The 15,877-nt window shown below is 64.1% G+C and carries 13 protein-coding genes and 2 tRNA genes; 14 read left to right on the forward strand and 1 reads right to left on the reverse strand.

Annotation, left to right across the window (positions count from 1 at the left end):
• The first annotated feature begins 30 nt into the window (after positions 1–30).
• The 11 genes from tpiA (at position 31) to pnp (ending at position 10,194) form a co-directional block, all read left to right on the forward strand.
• A complete protein-coding gene (tpiA, locus tag PVZ77_RS13865; protein ID WP_273806696.1) occupies positions 31–789 on the forward strand; it encodes a triose-phosphate isomerase in 759 nt (252 codons plus the stop codon).
• Positions 789–1,169, forward strand: coding sequence for a preprotein translocase subunit SecG (secG, locus tag PVZ77_RS13870; protein WP_273806695.1), 381 nt, complete (start codon positions 789–791; stop codon positions 1,167–1,169). Before tpiA ends, secG begins: the two co-directional genes overlap by 1 nt.
• A gap of 15 nt (positions 1,170–1,184) precedes the next feature.
• Positions 1,185–1,270 (forward strand) — tRNA-Leu (locus tag PVZ77_RS13875).
• Positions 1,271–1,355: 85 nt separating this feature from the next.
• Positions 1,356–1,432: transfer RNA gene (locus PVZ77_RS13880), tRNA-Met, on the forward strand.
• A 127-nt stretch (positions 1,433–1,559) separates the two neighbouring features.
• Entirely contained in the window at positions 1,560–2,018 is a 459-nt protein-coding gene (gene rimP, locus PVZ77_RS13885; protein ID WP_007162650.1) for a ribosome maturation factor RimP, read from the forward strand.
• Positions 2,019–2,067: 49 nt separating this feature from the next.
• Positions 2,068–3,540 (forward strand): transcription termination factor NusA, encoded by a 1,473-nt coding sequence (nusA, locus tag PVZ77_RS13890; RefSeq protein ID WP_017640621.1) that lies wholly within the window; start codon positions 2,068–2,070, stop codon positions 3,538–3,540.
• 26 nt (positions 3,541–3,566) lie between these two features.
• Positions 3,567–6,122 (forward strand): translation initiation factor IF-2, encoded by a 2,556-nt coding sequence (infB, locus tag PVZ77_RS13895; protein ID WP_273806694.1) that lies wholly within the window; start codon positions 3,567–3,569, stop codon positions 6,120–6,122.
• 132 nt (positions 6,123–6,254) lie between these two features.
• Positions 6,255–6,638 (forward strand): 30S ribosome-binding factor RbfA, encoded by a 384-nt coding sequence (rbfA, locus tag PVZ77_RS13900; RefSeq protein WP_273806693.1) that lies wholly within the window; start codon positions 6,255–6,257, stop codon positions 6,636–6,638.
• Between the two features lies 1 nt (position 6,639).
• Positions 6,640–7,554, forward strand: a complete 915-nt coding sequence (truB, locus tag PVZ77_RS13905) for a tRNA pseudouridine(55) synthase TruB (protein ID WP_158893775.1) — start codon at positions 6,640–6,642, stop codon at positions 7,552–7,554.
• A gap of 92 nt (positions 7,555–7,646) precedes the next feature.
• A complete protein-coding gene (gene rpsO, locus PVZ77_RS13910) occupies positions 7,647–7,916 on the forward strand; it encodes a 30S ribosomal protein S15 (RefSeq protein WP_133863049.1) in 270 nt (89 codons plus the stop codon).
• A gap of 175 nt (positions 7,917–8,091) precedes the next feature.
• Positions 8,092–10,194: a polyribonucleotide nucleotidyltransferase gene (gene pnp, locus PVZ77_RS13915; protein ID WP_133863050.1), complete on the forward strand. Its 2,103-nt coding sequence runs from the start codon at positions 8,092–8,094 to the stop codon at positions 10,192–10,194.
• 183 nt (positions 10,195–10,377) lie between these two features.
• Here the strand turns inward: pnp and PVZ77_RS13920 are convergent, their stop codons facing one another.
• A complete protein-coding gene (locus tag PVZ77_RS13920) occupies positions 10,378–11,262 on the reverse strand; it encodes a LysR substrate-binding domain-containing protein (protein ID WP_273806692.1) in 885 nt (294 codons plus the stop codon).
• A gap of 113 nt (positions 11,263–11,375) precedes the next feature.
• Here PVZ77_RS13920 and amaB point away from each other — a divergent pair, with 113 nt between their 5' ends.
• From amaB to PVZ77_RS13935, 3 genes are all read left to right on the forward strand, one after another.
• Positions 11,376–12,866: an L-piperidine-6-carboxylate dehydrogenase gene (amaB, locus tag PVZ77_RS13925; RefSeq protein ID WP_273806691.1), complete on the forward strand. Its 1,491-nt coding sequence runs from the start codon at positions 11,376–11,378 to the stop codon at positions 12,864–12,866.
• A gap of 24 nt (positions 12,867–12,890) precedes the next feature.
• Complete coding sequence (gene amaA, locus PVZ77_RS13930) at positions 12,891–14,168, forward strand: L-pipecolate oxidase (protein WP_273806690.1); 1,278 nt, start codon at positions 12,891–12,893, stop codon at positions 14,166–14,168.
• Positions 14,169–14,662: 494 nt separating this feature from the next.
• Entirely contained in the window at positions 14,663–15,784 is a 1,122-nt protein-coding gene (locus PVZ77_RS13935) for a branched-chain amino acid ABC transporter substrate-binding protein (RefSeq protein WP_273806689.1), read from the forward strand.
• The last annotated feature ends 93 nt before the right edge of the window (positions 15,785–15,877 follow it).

The following is a 15,877-nucleotide window of genomic DNA, read 5'->3' on the forward strand; positions in this document are numbered from 1 at the left end:
GCGCCCACTTCGCTCCCTGAGGTAAAACGCATGCGTCGTTCCCTGGTTGCCGGTAACTGGAAAATGCATGGCTCGCTGCAAAGCGTGTCGGCGCTGGTCGCAGGCTTGAAAGGGTTGGATGGCGCAGCGGATGTCGATGTCGTGGTGATCCCGACATTGGTGCATCTGCCGGGGGTGGCTGAAGCGTTGGCGGCAACGTCGCTGATGGTAGGGGCTCAGACTTGCGCCTCCGTCGCAGGCGAGAAGGCTCTGACTGGCGAGGTGTCCTCGACCCAGCTGGCAGAATTCGGTTGCCGTTACGTACTGGTGGGGCACTCCGAGCGGCGTGCGCTGCTGGGCGAGGATGATGCGGTGGTGGCGAAGAAATTCGCGGCCATTCAGGAGGGCGGGATGATTCCCGTGCTCTGCGTCGGCGAAACCCGTGAAGAGCGGGAGGCTGAGCGCACTTTGGACGTGGTAGGTGGCCAGCTGAAGGCGGTCATCGAGGCGGTTGGAGTGGCAGCTTTTGCCAATGCCGTCGTGGCCTACGAGCCGGTCTGGGCGATAGGTACGGGGCTCACGGCAACGCCGGAGCAGGCGCAAGAGGTTCATGCGGCGATTCGCGCCCTGGTGCGCGAAGCCGATGCTGGGGTCGCTGAAGGCCTTCAGCTGTTGTATGGCGGTAGTGTCAAGGCCGCCAGTGCTGCCGAGTTGTTCGGCATGCCGGATATTGATGGGGGGCTGGTGGGTGGAGCCTCCCTGAATGCTGAAGAGTTCAGTGCGATTTGCCGCGCTGCAGGACGTGGATAATGTTGGAAACTGCAGTAGTTGTGATCCACTTGCTGATGGCGCTTGGCCTGATCGTGCTGGTATTGATGCAGCAGGGCAAGGGTGCCGAAGCCGGTGCATCCTTTGGTGCGGGCGCCTCGGGTACCGTGTTTGGTAGTCAAGGTTCCGCTACCTTTCTGAGTCGTTTTACTGCTATACTAGCCGCGGTTTTTTTCGCGACTAGCCTGGGTCTGGGGTATTACGCCAAAGACCGTGCGCTGGGTCTGCGTGAGGTGGGCTTGCCCACTCAGCCAGTCCAGCAGGCTCCTCAGCCGAAGCAGGATGGTAACGATGTTCCTCTGAGCCAGCCGCGCGCTGCCCAGGGTGGTACTTCTGGGGACGTACCCCAGGATTCCAAGTAGGTTTAAAGGTTTCATGCCGAAGTGGTGGAATTGGTAGACACGCTATCTTGAGGGGGTAGTGGCCATAGGCTGTATGGGTTCGAGTCCCATCTTCGGCACCAAATAGCAAAGACGTCCAGCAGGACGCGGCGAGAGAGTAGGTTGACTCCTGTAGTGGAGTTGAATATAATCTCGCTCCAGCTTTGACGCGGGGTGGAGCAGTCTGGTAGCTCGTCGGGCTCATAACCCGAAGGTCGTTGGTTCAAATCCAGCCCCCGCAACCAGTTATTTAAAGCCCCTTTTTAGGGGCTTTTTGTTGGCTGGACAGTTCGGGTCGCGCTTTCTTGCGCAGACCTCTTAGGGATGGGCGTAATGCCCATTTTTTATTCTCAAAAAACGCGAGGCAACCAGGTGTCGAGCAAGCTAGAACAGTTGCAGGCCTTGCTGGCCCCCGTCGTCGAGGCGCTTGGCTATGTCTGCTGGGGTGTCGAGTACATCTCCCAAGGGCGGCATTCGCTACTGCGTGTCTACATCGATCATCCCAACGGCATTCTCGTCGAAGATTGCGAGGCTGTCAGTCGCCAGGTAAGTGGCGTACTCGATGTGGAAGATCCGATCACCAATGAATACACCCTTGAGGTGTCTTCCCCCGGTATGGATAGACCGCTGTTCACCCTGGAGCAATTCGCTGCCCATGCCGGTGAACAGGTCAAGGTCAAACTTCGGTCGCCCTTCGAAGGGCGGCGTAATTTCCAGGGTTTGCTGCGCGGTGTGGAAGACCAGGACGTCGTGGTGCAGGTGGACGAGCATGAGTATCTGCTGCCCATCGAGATGATCGACAAGGCCAACGTCGTTCCCCGTTTCGAGTGATTTGAGCGCGAGACCGCGGATCCCAAGGATTGCGAATACGAGGCGTAAGATGAGCAAAGAAGTTCTGCTGGTAGTGGAATCTGTTTCGAACGAGAAGGGTGTTCCACCCGGCGTCATCTTCGAGGCACTGGAGTTGGCTCTCGCCACGGCTACCAAGAAACGCTACGAAGAAGATGTGGATCTGCGGGTGTCGATCAACAGACACAACGGCAGCTACGAAACCTTCCGCCGCTGGACCGTGGTGGAAGACCAAGACTATCAGTTGCCCGATTCGCATCTGACGGTGGAAGACGCCCAGGAAGAGCATCCCGGCGTCAAGGCCGGTGAAGTGATCGAAGAGAAGATCGAGTCCATCGAGTTCGGTCGGATCGCCGCCCAGACCGCCAAGCAGGTGATCGTGCAGAAGGTGCGCGAGGCCGAGCGGGCTCAGGTGGTGGACGCCTATCGCGAGAAGGTCGGCGAGATCATCTCGGGTACCGTCAAGAAGGTCACCCGTGACAGCGTGATTGTCGACCTGGGCAACAATGCCGAGGCGCTGCTGCCGCGCGAGCACATCATTCCCCGCGAGACCTTCCGCATGGGCGTGCGTCTGCGTGCCCTGCTCAAGGAAATCCGTACGGAAAACCGCGGTCCGCAGCTGATGCTGTCGCGTACCGATCCGCAGATGCTGATCGAGCTGTTCCGCATCGAAGTACCGGAAATTTCCGAACAACTGATCGATGTCATGGCGGCTGCCCGGGATCCGGGCTCGCGGGCCAAGATCGCCGTCCGTTCCAAGGACAAGCGCATCGATCCCCAGGGTGCCTGCATCGGCATGCGCGGTTCGCGCGTCCAGGCGGTGTCCGGTGAACTGGGTGGCGAGCGGGTCGACATCGTCCTCTGGGACGACAACCCTGCGCAGTTCGTCATCAACGCCATGGCCCCGGCCGAAGTCGCTTCGATCATCGTCGACGAAGACAGCCGTACCATGGATATCGCCGTCGCCGAGGACAACCTGGCCCAGGCCATCGGTCGTGGCGGTCAGAACGTGCGCCTGGCCAGTCAGCTGACCGGCTGGACGCTTAACGTGATGACCGAGGCGGACATCAACGCCAAGCAGCAGGCGGAGACCGGCGACATCATCCAGCGCTTCATCGACGAGCTGGATGTCGACGAGGAGCTGGCTCAGGTGCTGGTGGAAGAAGGCTTCACCTCCCTCGAGGAAGTGGCCTATGTGCCCATGGAAGAGATGCTCAACATTGATGGCTTCGACGAAGACATCGTCAACGAGCTGCGTACCCGGGCCAAGGATCGCCTGCTTACCCGGGCCATCGCGACCGAAGAACAGAAGAGCCCCAGCGAAGATCTGCTGACCCTCGACGGCATGGATCCCCAGCTCGCCAGCGCGCTGGCCCAGCGTGGTGTGGTCAATCGCGAAGAGCTCGCCGAGCAGTCGATCGACGACCTGCTCGACATCAACGGCATGACCGAAGAGCGTGCCGGCAAGCTGATCATGGCTGCCCGTGCCCATTGGTTCGAGTAAGCGGCGCAGTCTGAGGAGAGAAGTGCATGACGCAAGTCACGGTGAAAGAACTGGCCCAAACGGTCAATACGCCGGTGGAACGTCTGCTACAGCAGATGCGCGAGGCAGGTCTGACGCACAGCAGTGCTGAGCAGTTGGTGAGCGATGCGGAAAAGCAGGCCCTGCTGACGCACCTGAAGGGGACGGCGCAGCTCGACGAGCCAAGCAAGATCACCCTGCAGCGCAAGACCCAGACCACGCTGAAAGTGGCCGGCAGCAAGACAGTCAGCGTCGAAGTGCGCAAGAAGAAGACCTTCGTCAAGCGCAGCACCGCTGAACTCGAGGCCGAACAGCGCCGCGAGCAGGAAGCCCAGCGTGCCGCCGAAGAGGCCGCTATCCAGGCACGTGCCGAGGAAGAAGCCCAGCGCGCTGCCGAGGCCGCTGCCCAGCAGCAGGCCGAAGCCGCGGCTCAGGCCGCGCAGCAGGCGGTCCCCGCCGAGGCTGCAGCCCCTGCCGCGCCGGAAGCCCCGGCCGTGGTGGCCGAGCAGCAACCCGCTGCCGCGCCTGCCGCCGAGGTCAAGAAGGCCGATCCGGCTGGTGAGCGCAAGCGCGAAGAACCGCGTCGTCCCGTGCATCCTGCCCCGAGCAGCAAGCGCGAAGAAGACGAGCGTCGTGAGCGCAAGAATGCCCAGCATCGCCCGTCGATCAAGGACAAGGTCGCAGCTCCTCGTACCGTGCGCAGTGGCGACGACGAGGAAGAGGGCTTTGGCCGGCGTGGCGGTCGCGGTGGCAAATCGCGACTCAAGAAGCGAAACCAACACGGGTTCCAGAGCCCGACAGGACCTGTAGTGCGCGAAGTCAATCTAGGTGAGACCATCACCGTCTCTGAGCTTGCTCAGCAGATGTCGGTGAAGGCCGCCGAAGTCATCAAGTTCATGTTCAAGATGGGGTCTCCCGCCACCATCAACCAGGTGCTCGACCGCGAGACGGCGCAGCTGGTGGCCGAAGAGCTGGGCCACAAGGTCAAGCTGGTCAACGAGAACGCCCTGGAAGACCAGCTGGCCGAGTCCCTCAAGTTCGAGGGTGGCAAGGCCCTGCACCGTGCGCCGGTGGTGACCGTCATGGGTCACGTCGACCACGGCAAGACCTCGCTGCTGGACTACATCCGTCGCGCCAAGGTCGCGTCGGGCGAAGCCGGTGGCATCACCCAGCACATCGGTGCCTACCACGTGGAAACCGAGCGTGGCATGGTGACCTTCCTGGATACCCCTGGTCACGCCGCGTTCACCGCGATGCGTGCCCGGGGTGCCAAGGCCACCGACATCGTCATCCTGGTCGTCGCGGCCGATGACGGCGTCATGCCGCAGACCGAGGAAGCCATCCAGCACGCCAAGGCGGCGGGTGTCCCCATCGTCGTGGCGGTCAACAAGATCGACAAGCCCGATGCCGATCCGGATCGCGTCAAGCACGATCTTGCCGGTCGCCAGGTCATCCCGGAAGAGTGGGGCGGCGATACCCAGTTCGTGCACGTCTCGGCCAAGGCCGGTACCGGCGTGGACGAGCTGCTCGAAGCCATCCTGCTGCAGGCCGAAGTCCTGGAGCTGACCGCTACGCCGGAAGCACCCGGTCGCGGTGTGGTCATCGAATCGCGCCTGGACAAGGGTCGTGGTCCGGTCGCTACCGTGCTGGTACAGAACGGTACCCTGCGCCAGGGCGACATGGCGCTGGTCGGCGTCAACTTCGGCCGCATCCGTGCCATGCTCGACGAGAACGGCAAGCCGATCAAGGAAGCCGGCCCGTCCATCCCGGTCGAGATTCTCGGCCTGGACGGCACCCCGGATGCCGGTGACGAACTCACCGTGCTGACCGACGAGAAGAAGGCCCGCGAAGTGGCGCTGTTCCGTCAGGGCAAGTTCCGCGAGATCAAGCTGGCCCGTGCTCACGCCGGCAAGCTCGAGAACATCTTCGAGAACATGGGCCAGGACGAGAAGAAGACCCTCAACATCGTGCTCAAGTCCGATGTGCGTGGCTCCCTCGAGGCGCTGCAGGGTTCGCTGTCCGGTCTGGGCAACGACGAAGTCCAGGTGCGTGTGGTCGGCGGTGGCGTCGGTGGTATCACCGAGAGCGATGCCAACCTGGCGCTGGCCTCCAATGCCGTGCTGTTCGGCTTCAACGTCCGGGCCGATGCCGGGGCGCGGAAGATCGTCGAGCAGGAAGGCCTCGACATGCGCTACTACAACGTCATCTACGACATCATCGAAGATGTGAAGAAGGCGCTGACCGGCATGCTGGGCAGTGACGTCCGGGAGAACATCCTGGGTATCGCCGAGGTGCGTGACGTCTTCCGTTCGCCCAAGTTCGGCGCCGTCGCCGGCTGCATGGTCACCGAGGGCATGGTGCACCGCAACCGTCCGATCCGCGTCCTGCGCGAAGACGTGGTCATCTTCGAAGGCGAGCTGGAATCCCTGCGTCGCTTCAAGGATGACGTGGCCGAAGTGCGTGCCGGCATGGAATGCGGTATCGGCGTGAAGAGCTACAACGACGTCCGCGTCGGCGACAAGATCGAAGTGTTCGAGAAGGTTCAGGTCGCCCGTTCGCTGTAACGACGACTCTGCACCAGGACGGCAGGTCGCGGACCTGGCAGAACCCTGCCAGGTCCGGACTTGCCGTTCGCGTTTCCAAGGTTCATGGCTGGCAGGCCTGACGTCTGCGGCCTTTTGTACGAGAGTTTCGACATGGCCAAAGAATTCAGCCGTACCCAGCGTATCGGTGATCAGATACAGCGCGAACTGGCGCTGTTGATCCATCGCGAAATCAAAGATCCACGGCTGGGTATGGTGACCATCACCGGCGTGGACGTAGCCCGGGATCTGTCCCATGCCAAGGTGCACATCACCGTGCTGGGCAAGGACGATGACCCAGAGGCGATCAAGCAGAACATCGCTATCCTCAAGGATGCCTCCGGCTTCCTGCGGCAGCAGTTGGGTCGGGCGATGAAGCTGCGGACCGTTCCGCAACTGGGTTTCCAGTATGACGAGAGCATCCGTCGCGGCGCCCAGCTGTCGGCGCTGATCGAGCGGGCGGTCGCCGAAGACCGTCGGCAGGAAGGGGAGGAGTAGGGTGGCCCAGGTCAAGCGTATTCGCCGGCAGGTGCATGGCGTGCTGGTGCTGGACAAGCCGCGCGGCTTCTCCTCCAACGCCGCCCTGCAAAAGGTCCGCTGGCTGCTCAATGCCGAGAAGGCCGGGCACACCGGTAGCCTGGATCCCCTGGCCACCGGCGTACTGCCGCTGTGCTTTGGCGAGGCGACCAAGTTTTCCCAGTACCTGCTGGATGCCGACAAGGGCTACAGCACCGTGGCGCAACTTGGCGTCACCACCACCACCGGCGATGCCGAGGGTGAGGTGCTGGAGCGACGGGCGGTCGCGGTCGACGAAGCGGCCATCCAGGCGGCGCTACCGGCCTTCCGTGGCCAGATAGAGCAGATTCCGCCGATGTATTCGGCGCTGAAGCGCGATGGTCAGCCGCTCTACAAGCTGGCGCGTGCGGGCGAAGTAGTGGAGCGCGAGCCGCGTTCTGTTACTATTGCCCGGCTGGAACTGCTGGCGTTGCAGGAAGATCGCGCGACGCTGGAAGTGGCCTGCAGCAAAGGTACCTATGTGCGCACCCTGGTCGAAGACCTCGGCGCCCTGCTCGGCTGCGGTGCCCATGTGGCCGAGTTGCGCCGTACGCAGGCCGGTCCCTTCGGTCTGGCGCAGGCCATCAGCCTGGAAGAGCTGGAGGCCGTGCACGCCGAAGGCGGTTCCGCAGCGCTGGATCGCTTCCTGCTGCCGGTCGACAGTGGCCTGGAGCACTGGCCGCTGGTGCAGTTGACTCAGCACAGCGCCTACTACTGGTTGCACGGTCAGCCCGTCCGGGCGGCCAATGCACCGAAATTCGGCTTGATGCGGGTGCAGGACGACCAGGGTCGTTTCATCGGCATCGGCGAGATTGATGACGAGGGGCAGGTTGCCCCCCGTAGACTGATTCGGTCCTAGACCGATACCGAGGGTGGCTGTCAGCAGGCACGGTCACACCTCTTTCCTAAGCACGGGACCTATCCCGGCCTGTTCCTCAGAGGAGCCCTATCATGGCACTGAGCGTTGAAGACAAAGCCCAGATCGTAAACGAGTTCAAGCGCGCCGAAGGCGACACCGGTTCGCCGGAAGTGCAGGTTGCCCTGCTGTCCGCCAACATCGACAAGCTGCAAGGTCACTTCAAGATCAACGGCAAGGATCACCACAGCCGTCGTGGTCTGATCCGCATGGTCAACCAGCGTCGTAAGCTGCTGGACTACCTGAAGTCCAAAGACACCTCTCGTTACAGCGCACTGATCGCTCGCCTGGGCCTGCGTCGTTAATACGATGCAGACCTGCTGCAAGCAGTCTGAAGCTGGAGGTCGGCTCGCGCCGGCCTCCGGCTTTTTTGCTTGAAAGGCCGGCAGAATCGGCCTGCGTCACCCCGGAGATCAGCGAGGGTCCGAATCCCTCTGGTCGCCCCTGTTTCCCCCAAGGCAATAAAGAGAAGGAAAGACTGTGAATCCAGTAATCAAGCAATTCAAGTTCGGTGAGCAGAACTTCACCCTGGAAACCGGCCGCATCGCGCGCCAGGCGACCGGTGCCGTGCTGGTCTCCACCGATGACGTCAGCGTGCTGGTCACCGTGGTCGGTGCCAAGCAGCCCGCCGTCGGCAAGGACTTCTTCCCGCTGTCCGTGCACTACCAGGAGAAGACCTACGCCGCTGGCCGCATCCCCGGTGGTTACTTCAAGCGTGAAGGCCGTCCTTCCGAGAAGGAAACCCTGACCTCGCGCCTGATCGATCGTCCGATCCGTCCGCTGTTCCCCGAAGGCTTCCTCAACGAAGTCCAGGTGGTCTGCACCGTGGTCAGCACCAACAAGAAGTCCGATCCGGACATCGCCGCCATGATCGGCACCTCCGCCGCCCTGGCCATTTCCGGCATTCCCTTCGCCGGTCCGATCGCCGCCGCCCGCGTGGGCTACCACAGCGAACTGGGCTACCTGCTGAACCCCAGCTACGAGCAGCTGCAGAGCTCCAGCCTGGACATGGTCGTGGCCGGTACCCGTGACGCCGTGCTGATGGTGGAATCCGAAGCCGACGAGCTGACCGAAGACCAGATGCTGGGCGGCGTGCTGTTCGCCCACGAAGAATTCCAGGTGGCCATCGAGGCCATCAGCCAGTTCGCTGCCGAAGCCGGCAAGCCGACCTGGAACTGGCAGGCGCCTGCCGAGAACACCGCCCTGATCGAAGCCGTCAAGGCCGAAGTCGGCGATGCCGTGTCCCGTGCCTACACCATCACCATCAAGCAGGATCGCTATGCGGCCCTGGGCGCCCTGCGTGACCAGGCCATCGCCAAGCTGGCCGGTGAAAACGGCCAGTACAGCGAAGCCGAGGTCAAGGAGACCTTCGGTCTGCTGGAATACCGCACCGTGCGCCAGAACATCGTCGACGGCAAGCCGCGTATCGACGGTCGCGACACCCGCACCGTGCGCCCGCTGCAGATCGAAGTCGGTCCGCTGAAGAAGACCCACGGTTCGGCACTGTTCACCCGTGGCGAAACCCAGGCCCTGGTCACCGCGACCCTGGGTACCGCCCGTGACTCGCAGCTGCTGGACACCTTGGAAGGCGAGCGTCGTGACAGCTTCATGCTGCACTACAACTTCCCGCCCTTCTCGGTCGGCGAGTGCGGCCGCATGGGCAGCCCGGGCCGTCGCGAGATCGGTCACGGTCGTCTGGCCCGTCGTGGCATCCAGGCCATGCTGCCGACCCAGGACGCCTTCCCCTACAGCATCCGCGTGGTCTCCGAGATCACCGAGTCCAACGGCTCCAGCTCCATGGCCTCGGTCTGCGGTGCCTCTCTGGCGCTGATGGACGCCGGTGTGCCGGTCAAGGCCCCGGTTGCCGGTATCGCCATGGGTCTGGTCAAGGAAGGCGAGAAGTTCGCGGTCCTGACCGACATCCTGGGTGACGAAGATCACCTGGGCGACATGGACTTCAAGGTGGCCGGTACTGCCAAGGGCGTCACCGCCCTGCAGATGGACATCAAGATCAACGGCATCACCGAAGAGATCATGGAGATCGCCCTGGAACAGGCGCTGGAAGCGCGCCTGAACATCCTGGGTCAGATGAACCAGGTGATCTCCGAGTCGCGTGCCGAGCTTTCCGAAAACGCCCCGACCATGCTGGCGATGAAGATCGACCAGGACAAGATCCGCGACGTGATCGGCAAGGGTGGCGCCACCATCCGTGGTATCTGCGAAGAGACCAAGGCGTCGATCGACATCGAAGACGACGGCACCATCAAGATCTACGGCGAGACTCGCGAAGCCGCTGAAGCGGCCAAGCAACGCGTCCTGGGCATCACTGCCGAGGCCGAGATCGGCAAGATCTACGTTGGCAAGGTGGAGCGCATCGTCGACTTCGGCGCCTTCGTCAGCATCCTGCCCGGCAAGGACGGCCTGGTGCACATCTCGCAGCTGAGCGATCAGCGCATCGAGAAGGTCACCGATGTCCTCAAGGAAGGTCAGGAAGTGAAGGTGCTGGTGCTGGACGTGGACAACCGCGGCCGCATCAAGCTGTCGATCAAGGACGTGGCGGCGGCGGAAGCCTCCGGCGTCTGAGACGACCCCTGCTAGAAAAAACCCGGCCTCGGCCGGGTTTTTTTATGGCTGGTGAACACAGGTGGCCGGTTGGGTTGGGCGCAGCGAAGCCCAACACAACGCACGCCGGTGTCCACCGGCCTGAAGGCGGCGTGGAGCCGGGGACTGTCGGGCTTAACTGTGCTCGGCCGCAACCTGCGGGCGCTAGGCCTTCTCGCGGATCCACTCGATAAAGCTGCGCACCTTGGGCACCTCGGCCATCTGTTCCGGATAGGCCAGCCAGTAGGCATGGGTGCTGGCCAGGCGATGGGGCCAGGCCAGCACCAGGCGACCGGAAGCCAGTTCTTCGGCGACCAGGAATTCCGGGAGCAGGGCCACCCCGCAGCCTTCCTGGGCCGCGCGGGCGCAGAGGGTGAAGGTGTCGAAGCGCGGGCCGTGGTGGCTGTGCACTTCATCCCGCCCGAGGCTGGCGTACCAGTCGTGCCAGGATTCCGGGCGAGTAGTGTTCTGCAGCAAGACGAAGTCCACCAGTTGCTCCGGTCCGGCGATACCCTCGGCGGGCAGCAGGTCCGGCGCGCAGACCGCGACCATGTGCTCGTGCAGCAGCAATTCGCACTCGGCGCCCGGCCAGCTGCCGTGGCCGTAGAACAGCGCCACGTCATGGCGGGGGTCGCGGAAGTCTACCGGTTCCAGCGCGCTGGAGACATCCAGGTGGATGTTGGGAAAGCGCAGGCGCCATCCCTTGAGCCGCGGCACCAGCCAGCGCTCGCCAAAGGTCGGCGGCGTGGCCACGCGCAGCACCTCGGTCTCGCCACCATAGGACCTCAGGTAGCGTGCCGACATCTCCAGCTGGTTGAGGATCTTGTCCACCTCGGCCAGATAGAGGGCACCCGCGGGCGTGAGCTGCAGGCGGCGGCGGACCCGGCGAAACAGGCTGTGCTGCAGCAGGTCCTCGAGCTGGGCGACCTGTTTGCTGACGGCGCTCTGGGTCAGCGCCAGTTCGTCGGCCGCGCGGGTGAAGCTCAGATGACGCGCGACCGCCTCGAAGCACTGCATGGCGGTGATGGACGGCAGGTGGCGGCGTTGCATGAGCGGACTCGCGGCATGAAAAAAGGGAATGATATGCCGAGCAAAGGTCGGTTGTCCGGCGCCGCTGGGCTGACCATACTCTGGGACGATTCCCTTTCCGCGGAGACCTCAGCATGAGCAAGGCCCTGTTGGAACGCCTCGGCGTTTCTGCCCAGCACTACACCCAAGGCGAGCACCGGGTGCATTCCCCCATCGATGGCAGCCAACTGGGCAGCGTCGCCCTGGAAAGCGCCGCCGAGGTGGAGCAGAAGATCTCCCGTGCCGAGCGCGCCTTCCAGGCCTGGCGCGCGGTGCCGGCGCCGCGCCGGGGCGAACTGGTGCGGCTGCTGGGTGAAGAATTGCGCGCGCACAAGGCCGATCTCGGCGAGCTGGTGTCCTGGGAAGCCGGCAAGATCACCCAGGAAGGCCTGGGTGAAGTCCAGGAGATGATCGACATCTGCGACTTCGCGGTTGGCCTGTCGCGCCAGCTCTATGGTCTGACCATCGCCTCCGAGCGCCCCGGTCACCACATGCGCGAATCCTGGCAGCCACTGGGCGTGGTAGGCATCATCAGTGCCTTCAACTTCCCGGTGGCGGTCTGGTCGTGGAACGCCGCCCTGGCCCTGGTCTGCGGCAATCCGGTGATCTGGAAGCCCTCGGAAAAGACCCCGCTGACCGCCCTGGCCTGCCAGGCGCTGTTCGAGAAGGCCCTGGCGCGCTTCGGCGATGCCCCGGCCGATCTGAGTCAGGTCATCGTCGGCGATCGCGCCGCCGGTGAGGCCCTGGTGGACGATCCGCGGGTGGCGCTGGTGAGCGCCACGGGTAGCACCCGCATGGGTCGCGAGGTAGGACCGCGGGTTGCGGCGCGCTTCGGCCGCAGCATCCTCGAACTGGGTGGCAACAATGCCATGATCCTTGCGCCGAGCGCCGATCTGGACATGGCGGTACGCGCCATCCTGTTCAGCGCCGTCGGCACCGCCGGGCAGCGCTGCACTACCCTGCGCCGGCTCATCGCCCACCGATCGGTGAAGGACGAGATCGTCGCCCGGCTGAAGACCGCCTATGCCAAAGTCCGCATCGGCCATCCGCTGGAAGGCAATCTGATCGGTCCGCTGATCGATGCGGCCAGCTTCCAGGCCATGCAGGGTGCGCTGGAGCAGGCGCGTGGCGAGGGCGGCGTGGTCTACGGCGGCGAGCGTCAGCTGGCTGAGCGGTATCCCGAGGCCTACTACGTGGCGCCGGCCATCGTCGAGATGCCTGAGCAGAGCGAGGCGGTACGCCACGAGACCTTCGCACCCATCCTCTATGTGCTGGCCTATGACGACTTCGACGAGGCGGTGGCGCTGAACAACGCCGTGCCCCAGGGCCTGTCGTCCTGCATCTTCACCACCGATGTGCGCGAGGCCGAGGCCTTCATGTCGGCGACCGGCAGCGACTGCGGCATCGCCAACGTCAACATCGGACCGAGCGGTGCCGAGATCGGCGGTGCCTTCGGTGGCGAGAAGGAAACCGGTGGCGGTCGCGAATCCGGATCCGACGCCTGGAAGGCCTACATGCGCCGCCAGACCAACACCGTCAACTATTCCCGCGAACTGCCGCTGGCCCAGGGCATCGTCTTCGACTGAGTGGGTCCGCCAGGAGCGCAGAGCATGCAGTTGCGTGAAGAGTGCCTGTGGGAGCGGCTGTATCCGGCGGTGCCGGGGGCGCCGTTGCAGGGCGAGCGTGACACCGAAGTCTGCGTTATCGGCGGTGGCTATACCGGCCTGTCCACCGGTCTGCACCTGGCACAGGCCGGGCGGCGGGTGGTGGTGCTGGAAGCCCATGGCGTCGGCCATGGCGGCTCCGGACGCAATGTCGGGCTGGTCAATGCCGGCATGTGGATCCCGCCGGACGAAGCCGTGGCGACCCTGGGGCCGGAGGTCGGAGAGCGCCTGCTGGGGGTAATGGGAGATGCGCCGAGTCAGGTGTTCGGTCTCATCGAGCGCTATGGCATCGATTGCCAGCCGCGCCGCGCCGGTACCCTGCACATGGCGCACAGCGCCAAGGGCCTGGCCGATCTGGGGCAGCGCGCCGAGCAATGGCAGCGGCGTGGCGCTCGGGTCGAGCTGCTGGAAGGGGAAGCCTGTTACAGCGCCTGTGGCACGCGCGACATCAGTGGCGCGTTGCTCGATCATCGCGCCGGCACCCTGGTGCCCATGGGTTATGCCCTGGGCCTGGCCAGGGCGCTGCGTCAGGAAGGCGGCGAGCTGTTCGAGCGGAGCGCGGTACAGCGTCTGCAGCGGATCGGTGAGCGCTGGCAGGTGGAAACCGCACAGGGGCGAGTCACCGCCGACCAGGTGGTGATCGCCTCCAACGCCTATACCGAAGGCGAGTGGACCACGCTGCGGACGCAGTTCTTCCCGGGCTACTACTACCAGGTGGCCTCGCAGCCGCTCGGTCCAGAAGCGGATTTCATCTTGCCGCAGGGCCGGGGCTCCTGGGATACCCGGACGGTGCTCAGCAGCATCCGCCGCGATGCCGATGGCCGTCTGCTGTTGGGCAGTCTCGGCAACATGGCGGGGCGGCCGGCCGGCTTCATCCGCGCCTGGGCCGATCGCATTCAGCGGCACTATTTCCCGGCGCTCGGACAGGTCGAGTGGGAGTGCAGCTGGACGGGCCGTATCGGCTTCACGCCCGATCATCTGATGCGACTGTTCGAGCCGGCGCCGGGCTTGCTGGCGGTGTCCGGTTACAACGGTCGCGGGGTGACCACGGGCACGGTGGTGGGGCAGGCCTTTGCCCGCTATCTGTGCAGCGGCGATCGCCATGACCTGCCGCTGCCCCTGGCGTCGCTGGATGCCAATCCGGTCGGCCAGTGGCGCAGTCTGATGTACGAAGCCGGCTTCACCCTCTATCACGCCGGGCAGTGCCTGCGCGTGGTGCTCTAGCGACCCCGCCATACCCGCTGTCACCGGCCCTCGGGCCGGGCGACAAGGCGCCGAAGCGGCCGATTTGCGCATCTCGACCTGTGCAAGTCGGCCGCTTTTTCATGGCTGTCCGCAACTGCCAGCAGGCCGCGAGAACGGCGAATCCCCCAGGGGCCCGGGGCCGCAGGGTCATGGTTACTTTGGTGGCACTGTGTGGGGGCGGTGTTACGTTTTGGTGCGAAACAGGTGCAACCGGGTTGCTATCTGGTAACAAACCGCTGCGTTTTGCCTGTTCCGCTGCTACCGCTTCGGCGAATTATCCAGACTAATGAGGCAGTTAAGACAAAGGTCTAAAGGAGGGTCGAGTCCGCTGGCAGCGGCCCTCGCCGCCGGCAATCCGAGGTTTTGGCTCGTCGCGGTGGCGGCAAATGGCCTTTGCGCCCGGTACACAACTGGCTGATGGCACAGGCTTTGCTCCGGCGAACAGGCCAACCACCCTCTGGAGCACACCTCCCATGTCGAAGATTTACAGAAAAGGCATTCTGGCTCTCGCTATCGGTTCTGCGTTCACTCTCTCCACCCTGGCGCATGCCGACATTGTGATCGGTGTCGCCGGTCCCTACACCGGGGCCAGTGCCGCCTACGGCGAGCAGTTCTGGAAGGGGGCTACCCAGGCCGCGACGGACATCAACGCCGCCGGTGGCATCAATGGCGAGAAGATCAAGCTGGTGCAGGGTGACGACGCCTGCGAGCCCAAGCAGGCCGTGGCCGTGGCCAACCGCCTGGTGGACTCGGAGAAGGTCAAGGCCGTGATCGGCCATTTCTGCTCCTCCAACACCATGCCTGCCTCGGAGATCTACGACGAGGCCGGCATCATCTCCATCACCCCGGCGTCCACCAACCCGAAGATCACCGAGCGTGGCCTGACCGGCGTGTTCCGCATGTGCGGACGTGACGACCAGCAGGGCATCGTGGCCGGCGACTACATCGTCGATACCCTCAAGGCCAAGAAGGTCGCCATCATCCACGACAAGGACACCTACGGTCAGGGCCTGGCCGACGCCACCAAGGCGCAGCTCAACAAGCGCGGCGTGAAAGAGGTGCTCTACGAGGGCCTGACCCGCGGCGAGAAGGACTTCAACTCCCTGGTCACCAAGATCCGTGCCTCCGGCGCCGACGTGGTCTACTTCGGCGGCCTGCACCCCGAAGCCGGTCCGCTGGTTCGTCAGATGCGCGAGCAGGGCGTGACCGCCAAGTTCGTCTCCGGCGACGGCATCGTCTCCGCCGACCTGGTCACCACCGCTGGTGGCGCCCAGTACACCAAGGGCGTGCTGATGACCTTCGGCGCCGACCCGCTGCAGAACCCCGCCGGCAAGACCGTGGTGGAAACCCTGCGCAAGTCCGGCTACGAGCCCGAGGGCTACACCCTCTACTCCTACGCCTCGCTGCAGGCCGTGGCCGCTGCCTTCAACGGCATCAAGGGCACCGACGGCGCCAAGGCCGCCGAGTGGCTGAAGTCCCACAGCGTCAACACCGTACTGGGTGAGAAGAGCTGGGACAGCAAGGGCGACCTCAAGGTCTCCGACTACGTGATGTACGAATGGGACGACAAGGGCAAGTACCACCAGCTGCCCTGATCCTCGCGTGAATCCGCCAGCCGTCGCCTCGTCTCCGCCCCAGGACGAGGCGGCGGCCGGCGGCCCTCGTCATCCATCCAGCGCGAGACTGCA

Source organism: Pseudomonas sp. SHLD1 (assembly GCF_028640935.1).
GTDB lineage: Bacteria > Pseudomonadota > Gammaproteobacteria > Pseudomonadales > Pseudomonadaceae > Chryseomonas > Chryseomonas aestiva.